The organism is Amphritea sp. 1_MG-2023, from assembly GCF_030547545.1.
Taxonomy (GTDB): Bacteria; Pseudomonadota; Gammaproteobacteria; order Pseudomonadales; family Balneatricaceae; genus Amphritea.
This window is the reverse complement of the sequence record NZ_JAUOQE010000035.1, coordinates 1-18,898: the sequence shown is the minus strand read 5'-3', so window position 1 is coordinate 18,898 and position 18,898 is coordinate 1. Positions and strand designations below refer to the sequence as shown.

The 18,898-nt window shown below is 49.9% G+C and carries 17 protein-coding genes; 7 read left to right on the top strand and 10 right to left on the bottom strand.

Annotated elements, in window-relative coordinates:
• Positions 1-18: 18 nt before the first annotated feature.
• The 4 genes from mutL to Q4488_RS15785 are packed head-to-tail and all read right to left on the bottom strand — an operon-like array spanning position 19 to position 5,340.
• Positions 19-1,911, bottom strand: coding sequence for a DNA mismatch repair endonuclease MutL (gene mutL, locus Q4488_RS15800; RefSeq protein ID WP_303581450.1), 1,893 nt, complete (start codon positions 1,909-1,911; stop codon positions 19-21).
• A gap of 22 nt (positions 1,912-1,933) precedes the next feature.
• Complete coding sequence (locus Q4488_RS15795) at positions 1,934-3,292, bottom strand: N-acetylmuramoyl-L-alanine amidase (protein ID WP_368411588.1); 1,359 nt, start codon at positions 3,290-3,292, stop codon at positions 1,934-1,936.
• Between the two features lie 51 nt (positions 3,293-3,343).
• Positions 3,344-3,829: a tRNA (adenosine(37)-N6)-threonylcarbamoyltransferase complex ATPase subunit type 1 TsaE gene (gene tsaE, locus Q4488_RS15790; protein ID WP_303581449.1), complete on the bottom strand. Its 486-nt coding sequence runs from the start codon at positions 3,827-3,829 to the stop codon at positions 3,344-3,346.
• Between the two features lie 11 nt (positions 3,830-3,840).
• On the bottom strand, positions 3,841-5,340 hold the full coding sequence (locus tag Q4488_RS15785; protein ID WP_303581448.1) for an NAD(P)H-hydrate dehydratase: 1,500 nt from the start codon (positions 5,338-5,340) through the stop codon (positions 3,841-3,843).
• Positions 5,341-5,415: 75 nt separating this feature from the next.
• On the opposite strand from Q4488_RS15785, the gene queG reads away from it, so the two are divergent.
• Complete coding sequence (gene queG, locus Q4488_RS15780) at positions 5,416-6,540, top strand: tRNA epoxyqueuosine(34) reductase QueG (protein ID WP_303581447.1); 1,125 nt, start codon at positions 5,416-5,418, stop codon at positions 6,538-6,540.
• A gap of 15 nt (positions 6,541-6,555) precedes the next feature.
• On the opposite strand, the gene Q4488_RS15775 is transcribed toward queG, so the two are convergent.
• The 3 genes from Q4488_RS15775 to orn form a co-directional block, all read right to left on the bottom strand.
• Positions 6,556-7,548 (bottom strand): patatin-like phospholipase family protein, encoded by a 993-nt coding sequence (locus Q4488_RS15775; protein WP_303581446.1) that lies wholly within the window; start codon positions 7,546-7,548, stop codon positions 6,556-6,558.
• Positions 7,549-7,755: 207 nt separating this feature from the next.
• Entirely contained in the window at positions 7,756-9,603 is a 1,848-nt protein-coding gene (locus Q4488_RS15770; protein WP_303581445.1) for an EAL domain-containing protein, read from the bottom strand.
• 157 nt (positions 9,604-9,760) lie between these two features.
• The gene (gene orn / locus Q4488_RS15765) at positions 9,761-10,303 is read right to left on the bottom strand and encodes an oligoribonuclease (RefSeq protein ID WP_303581444.1); all 543 of its coding nucleotides are present in this window, start codon (positions 10,301-10,303) and stop codon (positions 9,761-9,763) included.
• A gap of 97 nt (positions 10,304-10,400) precedes the next feature.
• Between orn and rsgA the strand changes: the two genes are divergently transcribed.
• The 6 genes from rsgA to yeiP all read left to right on the top strand — a co-directional run bounded on the left by rsgA (position 10,401) and on the right by yeiP (position 16,706).
• Complete coding sequence (gene rsgA / locus Q4488_RS15760) at positions 10,401-11,423, top strand: small ribosomal subunit biogenesis GTPase RsgA (RefSeq protein ID WP_303581443.1); 1,023 nt, start codon at positions 10,401-10,403, stop codon at positions 11,421-11,423.
• Positions 11,424-11,441: 18 nt separating this feature from the next.
• A complete protein-coding gene (locus Q4488_RS15755; protein WP_303581442.1) occupies positions 11,442-13,178 on the top strand; it encodes an HDOD domain-containing protein in 1,737 nt (578 codons plus the stop codon).
• Positions 13,175-13,987, top strand: coding sequence for a sulfurtransferase (locus Q4488_RS15750; protein WP_303581441.1), 813 nt, complete (start codon positions 13,175-13,177; stop codon positions 13,985-13,987). The genes Q4488_RS15755 and Q4488_RS15750 overlap by 4 nt, the downstream gene beginning before the upstream one ends.
• 94 nt (positions 13,988-14,081) lie before the next feature.
• Positions 14,082-14,924, top strand: a complete 843-nt coding sequence (asd, locus tag Q4488_RS15745; RefSeq protein WP_303581440.1) for an archaetidylserine decarboxylase — start codon at positions 14,082-14,084, stop codon at positions 14,922-14,924.
• Positions 14,925-15,007: 83 nt separating this feature from the next.
• Complete coding sequence (locus tag Q4488_RS15740; protein ID WP_303581439.1) at positions 15,008-16,042, top strand: folate-binding protein YgfZ; 1,035 nt, start codon at positions 15,008-15,010, stop codon at positions 16,040-16,042.
• Between the two features lie 97 nt (positions 16,043-16,139).
• Positions 16,140-16,706 carry an elongation factor P-like protein YeiP gene (yeiP, locus tag Q4488_RS15735; protein ID WP_303581438.1) on the top strand — a complete coding sequence of 189 codons (567 nt, stop codon included), beginning with the start codon at positions 16,140-16,142 and terminating at the stop codon, positions 16,704-16,706.
• 120 nt (positions 16,707-16,826) lie between these two features.
• Here yeiP and Q4488_RS15730 read toward each other — a convergent pair whose 3' ends face one another.
• The 3 genes from Q4488_RS15730 to Q4488_RS15720 form a co-directional block, all read right to left on the bottom strand.
• Positions 16,827-17,387, bottom strand: a complete 561-nt coding sequence (locus Q4488_RS15730; RefSeq protein ID WP_303581437.1) for a hypothetical protein — start codon at positions 17,385-17,387, stop codon at positions 16,827-16,829.
• Between the two features lie 118 nt (positions 17,388-17,505).
• Entirely contained in the window at positions 17,506-18,213 is a 708-nt protein-coding gene (gene ung / locus Q4488_RS15725) for a uracil-DNA glycosylase (RefSeq protein WP_303581473.1), read from the bottom strand.
• A gap of 28 nt (positions 18,214-18,241) precedes the next feature.
• Positions 18,242-18,691: a hypothetical protein gene (locus Q4488_RS15720; protein WP_303581436.1), complete on the bottom strand. Its 450-nt coding sequence runs from the start codon at positions 18,689-18,691 to the stop codon at positions 18,242-18,244.
• Positions 18,692-18,898: the final 207 nt, after the last annotated feature.

Genomic DNA, 18,898 nt, shown 5'->3' with positions numbered 1-18,898 from the left:
TCAACTAGCTGAGTCAATTTATTGCCCTCGCATAAAGAGGCTATCGAGATCAGCCATCGACATCTGTGTCCACGTTGGACGGCCATGATTACACTGACCGCTGCGTTCAGTCCGTTCCATATCTCTTAATAACGCATTCATCTCAGGAATAGTCAGTTGCCGATTCGCCCTGACCGAGCCATGACAGGCCATGGTCGCTAATAATTCATTGGTATGCTGTTGAATCTTCTGACTACTGCCAAACATCACCATATCGCCCAAGACATCGAGAATCAGTTTACTGATATCCGCGCTAGCAAGCGCAACTGGCACCTGTCGAATCACGAGCGTCTCCTCGCCCATCCGAGCGATTTCAATACCCAACTGTGAAAACACCTCAGCCTGCTCTTCAGCGCAATCGGCTTCCATCGAACTCACCGCCATACTCACCGGCACTAACAGCGGCTGACTGCGCACACCTTCAGCTTCATAAGCCAGTTTCATGCGTTCATAGACCACTCGCTCGTGGGCCGCATGCATATCCACCACCACCAAACCGGCATCATTCTGCGCCAGAATGAAGATGCCATGCAACTGCGCGATAGCGTAACCCAGTGGCGGACACTCAGTGTCATCGCCCTCAGTCAGCGGCGGCACCGATGTGGAACTTAGCGGCATACCCTTTTGTGGATGCAGCGCGCCATAACCGGACAACTGATCGCGCACCTGACCTGCACTCGGGCGGTCGGTGGAATAATTTTGACGCGCGACAAAACCGCCCCCCGCCACGGCATCGGCTGATGCTTGATGCAACGGCATACGACTCTGCTCAAAGCTCTGCCGCGAGAGTGTCTGCCCAGGTGCCGCACTCAATAACTCACTCGCAGAAGCACCCGATATCGCCGGTTCACTGCCCTGCTCGGGACGAATATCAGCAATCACTCGGTGAGTGGTACGGAAAATAAAGTCATGCACTAAGCGCGTTTCACGAAAACGCACCTCATGCTTAGTCGGGTGGACATTGACATCCACCAGCTTAGGATCCAGCTCCATATACAACACATAGGCCGGATGACGACCGTGATAGAGCACATCTTGATAGGCTTGACGTAGCGCATGAGCCACAACCTTATCGCGAATAATACGACCATTAACAAAAAAGTATTGTAAATCCGCCTGACTACGGGAGAACGTAGGCAACGCCACCCAGCCCCATAATCGCAGCCCCGACGCTTCTGCACTGACATCCACTTTCATCGCATTCTCAATGAAAGCTGGCGATAACAGGGTTGAAATACGCCTTTCATGCTCGGTTTCAGTTAACGCTGGGCGCAACTGATGAATCACTTTCTGATTATGTCGCAGGGTAAAACCGACATCAAAGCGACTCAGAGCCAACCGTTTAACCACCTCTTCCAGATGCTTAAACTCCGTTTTTTCTGTCTTCAGAAATTTGCGTCGCGCAGGCGTATTGAAAAACAGATCTCGCACTTCGACTGTCGCCCCCTGCGGATGAGCAGCCGGTGACACCTCGGCGATCATATCTCGCCCCTCAGTCTGAACCTGCCAGCCAGCCTCTTGATCGGCGGTACGTGAGGTCAGCGTCAGCCGAGAAACCGAACTAATAGACGCCAATGCCTCCCCCCGAAAGCCGAGACTTTCGACGGCTTCGAGGTCATCGAGATTGAGAATTTTACTGGTTGCATGGCGGCTCAGCGCCAACGCGAGGTCATCCTTTTCAATCCCCTTGCCATCATCCCGCAAGCGAATCAATTTAACGCCGCCCTGCTCGACATCCAACTCGATACGGTTAGCCCCCGCATCGAGGCTATTTTCTAAGATCTCTTTGACAACAGAAGCAGGCCGTTCAACCACTTCTCCGGCGGCTATTTGGTTCGCCAGCCGAGGGGTTAGCAGATGTATTCGAGACATATCACAGATTACAAATAGAGGGTTAACTGGCAGGAATCTTCAGTACCTGACCCACCATAATATGGTCGGCACTGCGAAGCCCGTTGGCCTTACGTAAAGCCGCTAACGATACACGGTTCCTGCTGGCAATAACAGAGAGAGTATCCCCCCTAACCACCTTATAACTTGAGGCTGTCGCTGCAACACGCGTGCCGCCCTCTTTCTGCCACGCTAACCAAGTGAGCGCTGGCGGCTTGGCCGTAAAGTGCGCCTTAATACCGGCAAACACCGCTGCAGCCATCTTGCGTTGATACGCCTTAGATTTCAGTTTTGCCGCCTCGTCATGATTGGTAATAAAACCGGTTTCCACCAAGATGGAAGGAATATCCGGTGATTTCAACACCACAAACCCCGCTTGTTCGACCTGTTTTTTATGCATTCTGGCGAACTTGCTCATATTCTTATGGATACTATGCGCAATATCCCGACTATCACTGCGACTGGCTGTCATCGACATATCCAGTAAAACCTTCGCCAGCACATCGTCTTTATCTTCCAAGCTGACACTGCCGACACCACCGATCAGATCGGCACCATTCTCTTTGCGTGCCAGCCAGCGGCCCATTTCGCTACTCGCACCACGCGGCGATAACACCCAGACCGATGCCCCCCTCGCTCGGTGATCACGGAAGCCATCGGCGTGAATCGATACAAATAGATCCGCATTCATTTTGCGAGCCCGTTCGGTACGGTTGCGCAGACTAATATAATAATCGCCGTCACGGGTCAGCTTGGGCTGAAAGCCGCGTTCTTTGATCAGCAACGCTTTAAGTTCTCGAGCAATACCCAAGACAACTGTTTTTTCCTTCACCCGTCCAGGCCCAATAGCCCCGGGATCTTCGCCACCATGACCAGCATCAATGGCAATAATTACATCGCGTAAAGAGGCAGGATCATTGATCGACGCCACCGCTGATTTCGGCGGCGCGGGGTTGTCATCAACGGCATCACGATACAGGTCGACCACTAAACGATCGCCATATTGCTCATTCGGTTTTAAGGCAAAGCTTTTCGGTTTCACCTGCTCGTTAAGCTCCAGCACGATGCGTAAATCTTTGCCGCCATTACGCGAGCCGGAACGCATCAGCGAGATTGGACTCTTGCTCAAATCAACCGAGGCTAGATCCGACTTCAGCGTTGCTGCCGATAGATCCAACACGATACGGTCAGGCTTTTTAAGGGTGAATAGCTTATGTTGCACCGCTGACGACAGATCAAACACCAGACGTGCATGATCGGGCGCAATCCACACTCGCACATTATGCACCTCTGCCGCAGACACACTGATAGCATTCAACCCACCAGCCAACAGCAGCACGATCAACCAACATCGTCGTATCACTCTGTCTATCCTACTACTCATACAAGCTGCACTCTTCAACACCACCTAACGTTAGCTATGAACCACATTATGCTTAAGCTTATCGGCCATTAATCGACCTTTTTCAGTCTGTGCCTGCCAATCGATCCGTCGCCCATGCTGCGCCAGCGTAATCGTTATCAACAGATCCGCTGTGGGCAGCACGCCCTCACCTTTTTCTGGCCACTCTATCAGACAGACGCTCTGATCGGTGAAATAATCACGAATCCCGAGATATTCCAGCTCTTCAGGGTCGCCTAAGCGATACAGATCAAAATGAAATACAGTCAACGCCTTTAATTCATAGGGTTCCACCAGTGTATAAGTGGGACTCTTAACCGCACCTTGATGACCAAAGCCCTGCAACACCCCACGGCTGAGGGTCGTTTTACCCATACCGAGATCGCCATTGAGGAAGATCACCTCTCCCCCACTAATCGCCTCAGCCATCTGCCGACCAAACATGACCATCGCCGCTTCACCGGCAATCAACGCACTGTAATCTAATTCTTGTGGCACGCTATTATTCCTCACAAGCCATTAACCAACAAACGCAATTGTGCCAATAGATCTGTCGCTTGCATACCTCGAGCACCATATTGTGCTGCACTTCGATCTGCCGCCGCGCCGTGTAACCAAGCCCCTAATCGGGCCGCATCCGCCATCGACAAGCCTTGCGCGATCAAACCACCGATCACACCACTGAGCACATCCCCCATTCCACCACTGGCCATGCCTGGATTGCCCGTTGGATTAAGGTGCAAGGCATCGCCATCGAAACTCAAGCTGCCTGGGCCTTTCAGTAGTGCCACGCCACCAAAAATCGCTTGCAGGGCAACAACCGCCGCAAAGCGATCCGCTTGTAACTCAGCCACCGTGCAATCGAGTAATCGAGCTGCTTCCCCCGGATGAGGTGTTATCAGCCACTGCTTAGCATTACGTTGCTCAAATTCACCGCTTTGCTGCAATAAGTTTAATGCATCGGCATCTAAGACCAGCGGCTTGTCGCTTTGCAACGCGATCCTCAATAACTGTTCACCCCAGGCGTGCCGCCCCAGCCCAGGCCCGACCACCAGTACCGAGGCTCGTTCAAGCAACGGCTCAAGCTCAGCCCCCGAGCGCACGCCCACCGCCATCGCTTCGGGATAGCGGCTCAACACGGCGGCAACATGTTCAATATGTGTCGCCACGGTGACCAAACCCGCACCACAACGACCCGCCGCCTGTGCCGCCATAATCGCCGCGCCCCCCATACCGAGATCACCGCCGATCACAAGCACATGACCGCAACGCCCCTTATGGGCGGTTTTAGACCGCGCGGGTAGTAGATGACTGACATCATCAGCCCCGGTAATAAAACCAGAGACATCGACCGCCTCATACACCTCATCGGCGACGCGTAGATCATCAAACAACAACTCGCCGGTATACTCGGGCCCTTGATGGGTTAACAAACCCCGCTTCACGCCGATAAAGGTCAGCGTCATATCGGCGCGTACCGCCAGCCCTTGAACCGCCCCCGTGTCACTGCATAAGCCCGATGGAATATCCAACGCTATCACCGGTAAGCCCGCACGATTGATCTGCTGTATTGCCGTCGGATAAGGATCACGTACCGCGCCACTGATGCCGGTACCTAATAAACCATCAACAATAAGCTCCCCTGTAAAAGGCTGTTGTCGATACGCCTGATAGGGCACCGACTCTTGCTGCAACCACCGCCACGCCTCAAGTGCCTCACCAGATAGACGCTCGGCATAATCATCACCGACACACAGCAACTGTACCGACATTCCCTGACGCTGCGCTAGTCCGGCCACCACCAAAGCATCACCACCGTTATTACCGCCACCACAGAGCAACGTTAATCTACGAACCTCAGGCCAACGCTGCCGTAAGCGATCAAAAGCGGCATGACCCGCTCGCTGCATCAGCTTAAAACCGGACACGCCAGAGGCGATTGCCATACGATCAAGCGCACGGGTCTGCTCCGCTGTGTATAATGATGCTGGCAGGTCAAAATGTGACATAACATACTCTCTAAAAAGTGTTTCTAGCTTTATTTGCCCTAACTTCATTATGTATAACTTTATTCTATAGTGCCAATGACTCAATACGATCCCGACACACTGCAAAACCTAGCGACTCAGATAAAAGCAGAGGCGACTACCCTCGGCTTTCAACAATGCGGTATTACCGATACCGATCTGAGTGCCGAGGCCGCGCCATTGAAAAGCTGGCTAGATAAAGGCTATCAGGGGGAGATGAGTTATCTGGAAAATAACGTTGATAAACGCCTCAACCCAGCCCTTCTCACCGAAGGTACGCAACGGATCATCTGTGTACGTATGAACTGTTTGCCCCCCTATATCGATACGATCAAAGTGCTGAAAAACCCTGATCAAGCCTATATATCTCGCTACACGATGGGACGCGATTATCACAAGGTTATGCGTAAGAAGTTGACGCAGTTAGGAAAGTTTATTGAAACGTTGATAGGTGAATTTGGTTACCGTGCCTTTGTGGATAGCGCCCCAGTATTAGAACGCCCTCTCGCGCGTAAAAGCGGACTCGGATGGCAAGGAAAACATACGCTGATACTCAACCGAGAAGCCGGTTCTTGGTTTTTGCTGGGCGAACTATTCGTCGATCTCCCCCTACCGATTGATCCCCCCTATACAGAAGAGCACTGCGGTCAATGTCAGGCGTGTATCGACATCTGCCCAACCCAAGCCATTATTGCTCCTTATGAACTCGATGCGCGCCGCTGTATCTCCTATCTGACGATCGAACTCAAAGGCGCTATTCCCATTGAGTTTCGTGCTTTGATCGGCAACCGAATCTTTGGTTGCGATGATTGTCAGCTCATCTGTCCATGGAACCGCTTTGCCAAGCACAGTGAAGAAGCCGATTTCACGCCACGTCATCAACTCGATCATATTTCACTCATCGAGCTGCAACGCTGGGATGAAGCCACCTTTCTTAAGCGCACCGAAGGCTCTGCCATCCGCCGCACGGGGTATAGTGGCTGGCAACGTAATATTGCTATCGCCCTTGGCAACAGTCGCGGCGGCGAAGCCGTACTGAATACGCTACAAAGCATGGTCGACGGCGATGATGCGCTGGTACGAGAACACGCTCTCTGGGCCTTAGAGGCACAGAAGAAACGCGTCACAGCCAACAGCACACCTATTTTACAACATCCTCGAGCCGCTAAGTTACCCGACTAACATGCGCCTATCCGCTTAGCTAAACAGCGCATCTAGATCACAACTTTCGCGCTTACCTAACTTAGCCTGATGCGTATAGAGCCAATGATCACAAGCCTCTCGACCAGACTCCATGAGGCTGATTAGAAACTGCTTACTGTTATCGTACTTACTTAGCTGTCCCAATCCTTCAAGGGAGGCATCACTCTGCAATAGATGACAACGCAGACCATTCACCTTGCGTTCCGCCCAACCCTGTCGCCAACGGGAATCAGAACTATATTGACGAATATTACTCACCGCACGCATTTCCCGCATAAACGTACTCTGAAACCCCAGTTCAGTCACTCGTTCAGTGATCGATTCGGCGGATACAGGCAAGCTATCTCGCTGTAACGATTGCAACAAGACCACTAAAACGTCATCCGCAATACACTCATAAATCAGCGGAAATACCGCGGGATTGCCTGAAAAACCACCATCCCAATAGTAGGCACCCTCAATTTCTATGGCTTTATGAATATTAGGCAAGCATGCCGAAGCCAACAGATGCGGTAACGCTATCTCTCGCTCATTGAATAGTTTCAACTTACCGGTCGACACCTCCGTGGCCGCGATAAACAGCTTAAAAGCACTGTCTTGACGTAGCTTTTCAAAATCCACCTGTTGAATCAACAAATCTTCCAGCGGATTGATATCCAGCAGATTGACATCGTAAGGCGAAAGATAGCGCATCGCATGCAGCCAAAAGCGCGCTACCGCTCCCTCGACGTGCTCCGGCAGGCGAATAGAAAAATCACTTGAAGCCACCGACAGCCAGAATGAGGCGAGTGCTTGTTTTGCGCCATCGCGTCCGCCCCGACGCCAGCCTTCGGCTAACATCACCGCATTCATGGCCCCCGCACTGGTACCACTCACGCCCTCAAAACTGATCCAAGACTCATCCAATAAACGATCTAATACTCCCCATGTAAATGCGCCATGAGCACCGCCACCCTGCAATGCGAGATTGATAGATACTGATTCCATAAGCACCTCGTGATAGATAATACGCAAAATTGTGCACCGCACAAAAAATAGCATATTAAAACCGCCTTGGGGATGAATACTATTCGTGTTGCAAATGAAATAAGCCGAGCACTGAAGCACTGAACCTGACTAAAACGATGGTGTTGAGAGGCTGTTTGCCATCACATCGCTGAATACCGCAGCATGATGACGACTAATGACTAATGACTAATGAACAGTCAGGCTAGGGGCGGGCTTACTAAACAAGTAACCTTGTGAGTAATCGATACCCAGTGATTCTACGATGCGTTGTACCGCTTCGCTATGAGCAAATTCAGCCACCGTCTTAATTCCCGCATTTTGAGCAAAAAAGACAATCGCTCGTGTGATTTCATAACTTTTACGATCGCTATCAATATGCTTGATATATTTGGCATCGATTTTTACAACATCAACTTGTAGTTCAAGTATCCGCTCGAAATTAGAATATTCGGTACCAAAATCATCAATCGCTAGCATATAGCCCAACGCTTTGAGTCGACGCAGCTGCGCGATATGACTCGCTTTACCCGCCGAACTAACGCCTTCCAGAATTTCGAGTACCAGTTGTTCTGGCGGCACACCATACTGCTGAGTTTTTTCGCTGAGATAGTCTTCCAGATACTCCATTAACAGGTCATCTTCGGTAATATTGATCGACAGCATCAACCCCGTACCTGCAATTTTCGCCAACCCCTTATCAATCATCAAGCGAGTAATCGTAGGAAACAGCCCGGATAACTTAACCGCATTGAGAAAATGATAAGGTGTATAGACAATGCCTTTTTCTTCCAACCGAACTAATGCCTCATAACTGACAATATCACCACTGATATTATCGCGAACGCCCTGAAAATAAGGTACCACTCGGCCACTATTGAGCGCTTGATGTAGCAGCGAGTTCCAACCAATATATTCTCGACGCAAGGCCTGATCGGGCTCATCTCGCTGAGCATTATAAAGATGGTAACGATTTTTGCCCTGCGCTTTGGCCTGACTCATGGCCTGAATCGCCTGTTCGAGTAAAGCACTGTGCCCAACCGCACCGCCGATCGTAAAGGTAATACTGAAATTCTGATTATCTATCTTGATGGTGTGAGCAAACAGATAGCGCCGAAACTGTTCCACCTGCTGCGCAAGTTCTACCGGGACACAGAAATGCAGGGCAAATTCATCCGCGTTAATCCGGTAGAGGTCGGCTTCAGGAAACTGCTTTGATAATAGCCGTGTGACCTGACAGAGAAAGCGATCACCGAAGGCTGGCCCATAAGCGGTGTTAATAAATCGAAAATTATCCAAGTTAAGCAGTAGCAATGATTGCTTGCCAAGCTGATTTTTCAAATTCAACTTCAACTTTGACTGATTCGGCAGTGCGGTCAGGCTATCGTATTCCAATGCGGTCATCAGTTGTTGTCGCTGTGCTTCAAGCGCTCGTTCTTGTGCTTGTTTGGCGAGGATAATGTCCACCATCGAAGCACCGACATCTAAGATGCGAAGATGAAATTCGGAGGGTAAACGATGCTCAAACGAAGATAGGGCAAACGAACCGATAACGACGCCCTCCTTATCATGCAGCGGCATTGACCAACAAGCGCACAGATTAAAATCGCGCGCCAGATGCCGCAGATTAGCCCAGCGAGGGTCCTCGAAGGTATTCCGAACAAACACAGGCTCATCGCGCATCACCGCATTACCACATGATCCGGCGCCAAGGCCTGGGGATAAACCAGATAATGCATCAACCCCCTGCTGTGACAAACTTGGAGCGGCCAATACATTTAATAGCCCGGTTGCTTGATCCAATAACATAATGCTAGCAACGGCGTTCGGTAACAACTGTTCGGCCATCTGACAGATAGCCGTTAGAATATCGTCACACGCCTCATTCTTAGCAACCTGAGTAAAGATAGCCTGTTGCAAACTGAGAATGTGACTCAACTCAGCCGTCGACATCGCCAGCGTCTCATCAGCCGAGCGTTTATCATCCAACGCGAGCCGTTGTCCCGATATTGTTAACGTATCAGTCTCATCAAACATGGGCATCCCAGCCTTCAATCCTTCGAATTTGAGGTAAACGACTAGCGCGATATACCTATAAGCAAAAATACTTCCTCAATCAGAGCAATCTCAGTGCCATCAGCCAAAACAGCCCTAATCTGATTCATTAAACACCAATGTTGCCAGTAAACGAACATCAGTCTTTAAAAAAAGTCTTACGATAATGTATCAGCTCATTAATGGAATCAATAATATCGTCTAGCGCCAAATGAGAGCCTTTTTTAACCACTCCGTTGAGCACCTCAGGGGCCCAACGTCGCGCCAGTTCTTTAATGGTACTGACATCCAGATTACGATAATGGAACCAGTTTTCAAGTTCTGGCATATATTTCACCAAAAAACGACGATCCTGACCGATCGAATTACCACAGATGGGAGAGGCTCCCTGATCAACATACTGATTAATAAACGCGATGGTCTCGCGTTCTGCCTGCCGCTCGCTGATCTGAGAATCCCGGACCTTTTGCGTCAATCCAGACTGACCATGCTGATTAGTACACCACTCATCCATTCCTGCTAATAGCGCATCCGATTGATGGATGACTAAATTGGGCCCTTCTGCCAGAATATTCAGCTGTGAATCTGTTACGATAGTAGCAATTTCAATAATCCTGTCATGCTCCGGATCTAAGCCGGTCATCTCAAGATCGATCCAGATCAGGTTATTCTGCCGTGACATAGTGGTATTCCTTAGGTTCAGTACTATATATTTATGACTGAATAGAATACCTTAGCAAGCTGTAAAAATTCACCCCTACACCAGAATTAGCTCATAAATGTCGAAACGAAAACTTAACCGCCGCCAAACATGGCGAGTACAAAAGATTCAAGAGGAGCGCGCCCAACGCGCCGCCCGCAAAGATTCAGATATCGACCAGCAATTAGAGGGCGGTGATCTGGGGCCAGAACAGCACGGTCAGATCATCTCTCACTTTGGCCGTCAGGTCGATGTCGAAGCCCAAGATGGCGAGTCCGCAGGGCAGATTTTTCGTTGTCACATGCGCACCAACCTCGATGCATTAGTCACCGGCGATCGCGTTATTTGGCGTGCTGGGGTCGAATATGGCGTAGTGGTCGCCACGCAACCACGCACCACCATTCTGCAACGGCCCAATAATCATGGTGAATTAAAGCCGGTTGCCGCCAATATCGATCAGATTATTATCACTATCGCCGTTGAACCCCTCGCCCATTACAACTTGATTGATCGCTATCTGGTCGCCTCTGAACTGAGCGGTATCGAACCGATTATTTTGCTCAACAAGACCGACCTAATCAATGATGATAACCGTCAGAGAATCGATGCTATGATCGATCTTTACCGCTCGATCGGTTATCAGGTCATGACGGTCTCATCGATGGATAAAGAGGGGCTGACACCACTTCAAGCGCAACTGAACCACCGTATCAGCGTATTTGTCGGTCAGTCTGGCGTGGGTAAATCATCCCTTATTAACGCGCTGCTCCCCGGCATCGATATCAAAGTGGGGGCATTATCTGAAGCCACCCGTAAGGGGACTCACACCACTACGACTGCCCGCTTATTTCACTTCCCCGATGGCGGTGACCTGATTGATTCCCCCGGAATCCGTGAGTTTGCGCTCTGGCACATCAATGAGCATAATTTGCTCGATGGCTTCCGTGAATTTTCACCTTTTATCGGTTACTGTAAATTTAGAGATTGTAATCATGAACAAGAGCCCGGCTGTGCTATCAAGAAAGCCATCGAAGAGGGTAAGATCAGTGCACAGCGAGTCAACAGCTACAAACATATTTTGCATAGCCTGAATCAAAATTGATAGGAATACGATGGGCGAATGAGCGAACAACAGACTCCACAAAATGCCGATCAGTGGTTCCGCTTTCTAAGCGATAAACAACCCCCGGTGCGCAGCAGTGTTATTAAGCGATTTCAGCGCATGCTGAGCGATCAAAACTGCTCTATTATCTTGCTGAGTCGGTTTATCAAAACAGATCCACTGCTGTGTTTCTATGTAGCACTGAGCGCCGGTAAACTGCACAGTGAAAAAAAATCCGAGGTCACCAGTCTTGATCATGCCATCGGCTCGTTAGGCATACGCAAACTCGAACAACTGATTAACAGCCTACCCACCACTCGACTCAACCCTGCGAGTACCGCGCAGAAAATGTATTTTCGCTCGGTGGCCAACAGTCACCATGCGGCGATCCAGACACAACAATGGCTGAACCAATGTCGAGGCGGTATGTTTGCTGAGGAAAGCTATCAAGCGGCCCTGTTTTGCAATATTGGTCACTGGCTGCTGTGGTATTTCGCACCACGGCAGATGTCCAATATTCAGATTCTCATCAGAGAAAAGCAGATTAGCCCAGAGCTAGCAGAAGCACGTATCCTCGGTAGTAGCATCGACGCCATTTCGAAACGTCTACTGAGTCATTGGCCGGTCTCATCATTGGCGAGAATCACTCAAGAAACCAGTTCGCCGCTGAATAAACAGATGATCATTCAGCTACATCAACGCGCCTTGGGTGATCCCCGCTTACAGGGCGATCAGTTACGTCAGCTTAACCACCTAACACAGCAAAAGTTTTTCCCCGTGAAGCTGAGTAACTGGTTAGCGTTCGCGTCGCATTACAGTTGGAAAAGCGAATCAACCCTGCAGCTCATCGATATTATTAATGATTATCTACGCGCAGAGTTACACCATACCTGCGCCTTGCTGCATAAAAACTGCGCGACTGCCGCACGGCTTTATGCTGTACCCGGCACGCTTTCTCCCGCAGCAGAGATGCTGATGCTGGATGCCGATCTCGCACCCGCTTATCGGCTCACGCCTAGCGACAATAAACTCTTCGATCTATCGCTCAAATCAGATCATTTACGTCAGCCAAATAGCACCAACGCCACTCACTCACGCCCTCAACAGACGTCATCTGCTGCGCCATCGATCGCCAACTCTGTGACGACAAGTGTCGACGACAAGGATAAAATCACCGTTCAAGAAACATCACGGCCAGACCCTTTAGCAGCCGCTAACGACTGTTTCAATCGAGACACTTATCAAGCGTACTTAGCGAAATTTAATACGCTCGGCGATTCTTATACTCGGGGTCAGCAGATTTTAACCGATCTAATCAAAGGATTAGTTCAAGGCGTCGGTATCCAGCGCGTCGCCCTGAATATATTACCAACTAGCAGTAACACACTGAAAGTCATTAAAACAACCGGATTTGAGTCAGGCCACCCACTGCCGCATTCGATCCATCAGCTTGCCCCCAATAGTCTGTTCCACCGCCTGAATGAAAAGCCTGCCTGCCTGCTCATTACCGCAGCCAACCGGCAACAGGTCGATACCCTTCTGCCAGCATCCTTTAGAAGCTCAGTCAGTCAGCAGAACTATCTCTTTATGTCTTTAATCACCGCAAACCGATCGGTAGTGATTATCTACGCAGATCGCGACGGCGCTCCCGACGGCGTGCAAGACATACATCATCAACACTTTAAAGCACTGTGCCTCGCAGCTGGACGCTGCCTGAAGCAACTTTATACATTACGTGCCGGAAGCCTAAAATGAACCTGCCACTCGTTATCTCCCCTCAACAACTGTTTAACGCATTGCCCCATGATGAGCTATTGATTATTGATCTATCATCTACCGATAACTACCTCAAAGCTCATATCCCTGGCGCCATTCATCTTGATCCCAGCAAGTTACTCCGTGGCACCGGTGATGTCCCCAATAAAGTCCCCGAGATCGATCAGTTAAGTCGTTTATGCAGCGAAATAGGCTTAACGCCGCAACATCATGTTGTTGTGTATGATGATCAAATGGGCCCTTGGGCTGGTCGCATGCTATGGACCCTCAACTATGTCGGGCATCAACAATGTTCCTTCCTCGATGGTCAGTTAAGCGCTTGGATCGATGCAGGCTTGCCCCTTCAGTCGGCATCAAATAGCCCTGTAGGCAGTCATTACACGGCGATACCTCATGCCGATTACCTAGCCGATATTGATTATATTACCCAGCACTTAAACGATAACGATCATATCGTGCTCGACGTTCGTTCAGTCGCCGAATATAACGGTGATAAAGTCATCAATGCTAAGCGTGGTGGTCATATACCCGGAGCGGTCAATTACGAATGGACTCGCGCGCTCGTTGCTAGCGACAATCCACAGCTGCGTCCCGCTGCACAGATTCTCGCCGATCTGGCGGCCTTAGGTGTAACACCCGATAAAACTGTCATTACTCACTGCCAAACCCATCGACGCTCAGGCCTCAGTTACCTGTTCACAAAACACCTTGGGTTCGATAAGGTACGCTGCTACGATGGCTCATGGTTTGAATGGGGTAATCGCGATGACACGCCGATCGAATCCTGAACCGCGATCACCTCAAGCGGTCTAAAAAATCGCAGATAGCGTTGCCGATGAGTAGCGCTACTTTTTATAAAATGTTTTTTTCGGAAACCCTACAGTGAAAGATACTCTCTTTATCCTGCTGCAACACTTGCTGCCCCAACATCTGCTGTCTCGTGCGGTCGGCTATTTGGCTGACAGCCGTTGTAACTGGATTAAACGTCCCTTCATCAAAACATTTGCGAAACGCTATCGTGTAAATATGGCCGAAGCATTGATTGAAGATCTGGATCAATATGATCATTTTAATGCCTTTTTCACCCGCGCCTTGAAAGCAGACGCACGTCCTTTAGACGATGCCGCCGTGGTTTCCCCAGCCGACGGTGAAATCAGTCAAATCGGTCGCATAGACTATGGTCGCATCGTGCAAGCCAAAGGCCGAGGGTATGGCCTTAGCACCTTATTAGGCGGCCACGCCGATTTAGCCGAGCAATTTATTCACGGCTGTTTTACCACGATATATTTGTCACCCAGCGATTATCATCGTGTCCACATGCCGGTGACGGGTACCCTGCGAGAAAGCATCTATGTACCGGGCGATCTCTATTCCGTCAATCAGACGACCGCCAAAGGAGTCGATAACCTGTTTGCCCGTAATGAACGGCTGATCGCTATTTTTGATACTGAATTAGGCCCGATGGCTATGATTCTCGTTGGTGCGATGATTGTGGCGGGTATCGAAACCGTTTGGGGTGGACAGGTAGCCCCAGTGCCTAAAAACAGCTGGCGTATTGATCATCAACAACCCGTCGAACCCGTTATACTGCAGCAAGGCCAAGAGATGGGCCGCTTTAAGCTCGGCTCCACGGTTATTCTCCTGTTTGGCAAAGAGGCTATCGAGTGGACAGACTCACTCAAAGCCGATGACCCAGTACGGCTGGGACAACAAATGAGTGCTTAATAGCCGATAAGGCTGTAAACCATTCACTTAGAGATGCCTCGTATTATCGAGGACTTACATACATTACTGTTTCAGGTTTTATTATGAGCTGGTTAGATACGCTTCATACATTGGGTGTTCAGATTGATGAGCGAGGAAACTGTCAAGTTTCAGCCTCCAAGCATACAGACACCACCGTCACAATAACGCCATTGACCCATCTAGGCCTGTTTGATGTACTCGGTCCTGATGCTGAAAAGTTCCTTCAAGGACAACTCTCATGTGATATAAGCCAAGTCAGCGCCGGAAAAAGCTTGCTTGGCGCTCACTGTAATATCAAAGGCAGTATGGTTAGCCTAAGCCGTCTCATCGCTGTCGACAATGGATTTTGGTTACGCTGCGAACGCTCTATTCTCGCGACCGCGATGGCTAACCTAAAGAAATACATGGTTTTCTCTAAAGCCGAAAGCCAAGATCGCTCAGACGAGATTGTCGGATTAGGTTTTAACGCCGAGGCAGCTGAGCTACTCGCCGCCCAAGGCTTCAGTATCCCCATAGAAACGGGCGCTAGCAGCAACGGGCTTAACGGCCATCTGATCCGTGTTCCCGGCGATCGATTTGAACTTTGGCTACCGGCTGAGGACGCGATCACGCTGTTAACCGCCTGCTTGAATGAGGTGGTATTAACCGACACCAATCACTGGAGGCTAGCCGAGATTCGCGCCGGCATTCCAGCCCTTCACTCTCAGACGATTGAAACATTTATACCGCAAATGACTAATCTACAGGTATTTGATGGGGTCAGTTTTACTAAAGGCTGCTATACCGGCCAAGAGGTTGTTACGCGCCTACAACACCGAGGGAAACTTAACCGACCAATGTATCGCCTTGCTTTTAGTGGCGATCATCCACCCGTCGCCGGTAGTGCGATCAACACCCCAGAGCGTGCCGGTGTTGGCAGCGTAGTCAGTGCCGCGATGCAATCCACGCAAGGTGGAGAACTGTTAGCGGTCATCCTCAAAAGCAGCGTTGACGATGAGCAAACCTCGTTAATGCTGGAAGGCTTTGATCAACCGCTACAACGGCTCGAACTGCCTTATACCCTAGATCCTGAGTTGTTTGAACGAAAAACACACTAATTGTCAGGTGCGGCAGGAATAATTTTCGCCGCCCCATTTTTTCCAACGATGGACCTGACTATACTACCCACACATTTTCATTCTGGAACCCGTTACCATGCCAAAAGCTAGTGAAATAAAAAGAAATGCAGCAATCGATATTAATGGTGAAGCTTATATTGTTCGCGATATCGAGCGCTCAGTCCCTCAAGGACGTGCTGGCGGCAGCCTCTATCGCATGCGTATGTACAATGTTGCGACCAACGCAAAGATCGATGAAACCTTTAAAGATTCCGATATGCTGACACTGGCCGACCTAACCCGCCGTGCAGTGACATTCTCATACTCCGATGGCGATGAGTATGTCTTCATGGATAGCGAAGATTACTCTTCCTACAGCATGAATAAAGAGAATATCGAAGACGAACTGATGTTTATCACCGATGATCTGCAAGGGTTACACGTGGTTATCGTTAATGATGCACCCGTCGCGCTCGACCTACCGGGTGTCGTAGAATTGGAAATCACCGAAACCGATCCATCGATCAAAGGCGGCTCGGCCACGGCTCGCACCAAGCCTGCAACGCTTTCTACCGGTTTGGTTATTCAGGTACCTGAACATATTTCCACCGGCGATCGCATTAAAGTGAATGTCGAAGAACGTAAATTTACCGGCCGAGCTTAAGACTTAGTCATACCGCTAAAAACCGCTCCGTTGAGCGGTTTTTTACGTTTTTAACCATCCTCTATCGCTGCCGCATCGATAATGACACTATTTAAGCTTTCGAGCCCGTTCTAGCCCTTTTTAACGACGTGAAGGCTCTAACTGACGACGCAAACGTAAGCTTGGCCCTATCTGAGCCTCCGGCTGATCGGTTTGCAATATCACTAATTCACCGTCGACAAAATCTTGCTCCATGCCCAACATAATCGCAGCACCATTGTCGAGATGTAACACTAACAGGGCATCATAATTCAGCGATTCTGACGGCACATTCAAATCCGGGGCAATAATATCGATCATTTCGCGCTGTTCATAGATATCTATCGCCACCAACTTAGCCGCCACCGGCAGGCTAATCCAACTGCATTGATCAGGCTTTGGCACTAGCGCATCGATCTTGGCAACCGCCAAACAGCCGACACTAAAGCCATCATTAAAGGGATGTCGTGCCACGCTGATCTCGATCCAATGCTCATCATCCAGCCTGAAACGTAGCCAACAAGCGCGATTCATATCCTGACCTAAACAGGTATGTAAACCACCGGCCCATATATCATCCAAGCGTAATTCAAACAGTTCAGAGAGACAGGATTGTGCCTCACTATCGAGATGAAACACTTTCAAACGCACAGTATCAGGCATCAGACTCTCCTTTCAATCGACGCAGGGAAAGCGTCGCTTTCCTTACCAAAGACGGCCACGCGCCCCCTTAGTGGTTAGAAAAAGCGTAACACAATCAGCGCGTTACTGTATTCGCTTTTTATGCATCTGGATTTTTATAATCTGCCACGGGCGTTGCTGGCAGTTGCCAATCGATCGGGCGACGACCATTCAGTGAAAGATAATCATTCGCTTGACTAAAATGCTGACAGCCAAAGAAGCCACGATACGCAGCCAGTGGTGACGGATGAGCCGATTTCAGCACTAGGTGACGCTGAGTATCAATCATGGCGCCTTTTTTCTGGGCATAGCTTCCCCATAACAAAAACACCACGTGTTCACACTGCTGATTAATCGTGGCAATCACTCTATCCGTAAACAACTCCCAGCCTTTACCCTGATGTGACGCCGCCTGAGAGTCTTCGACCGTTAACACGGCATTCAACATCAACACGCCCTGCTTAGCCCAGCTTTCCAGATAACCATGACTGACTGGGGCAATCCCCAGATCCGTTTGCAGCTCTTTGTAGATATTCTTCAACGAAGGCGGTGTTTTAATACCGGGACGCACCGAAAAGCAGAGTCCGTGAGCCTGATCCGGCTGATGATAAGGGTCTTGCCCGATCATCACGACTTTTACCTGATCCAGAGGCGTCGCCTCCAGCGCATGAAACCAGTCACTTGAGTGAGGATAGATCGTTTTTTGAGCGGCTCTCGTCTGCAGAAAGTCTCTCAACTGCTGCATGTAGGGCTTATCGAACTCAGCCTCTAACCAAGGCTGCCAACTAGGCGCGTTGTCTAACGTCATCATCACATTATCTCTCATTCAATTACCCCTAATTATCGCCACTATCACGCACCTTGGCATCCGTATCGCCCTGCCATATATCTCGAGTCAGCGGTTTGCCATAGATCAGCGAGTAATAGCGTACTTTTCCCGGCGCATGGGAGATAACGCCTGATATCAAAATCACGATAATATAGAGCCACGCTTGCGGTTGATCGAACCAATATAAACCACTTATCAGCATCAACACTTTGAACACCACCAGTTGTCCGCGCAACTGATACAACCAGATCGCATCGACATAGAGCTCTTTCGCCGCCAGCAGTATGCCACTACCGATACCGAGGATCATAAACGGCCACCAGCTGGCTTCTGGCAGGTGAAACAGATACGCACCGGCTAATCCCGCAATGCCCACTAAATGCAGCGAGCGTAATACGATACTGATCCAACGTTTACCCGGCAAGTGACGCTTATGTCGCGGTATTAACCAACTCATTGAGTGATTCTCTGATAATTTACATCTACGATTCATAATGACATTCAAGGGATGGATAAGGCAATCAAGAGGCTGCGGTAGCGATCAAGCGCACTTGTATACACGCATACTGCACGTCCTGTGCATCGCTGCTCCTGCGCATCCCTGCGCCCGCGGCATACTGCACGTCCTGACATCGCCGCTCCTGCGCATCCCTGCGCCCGCGGC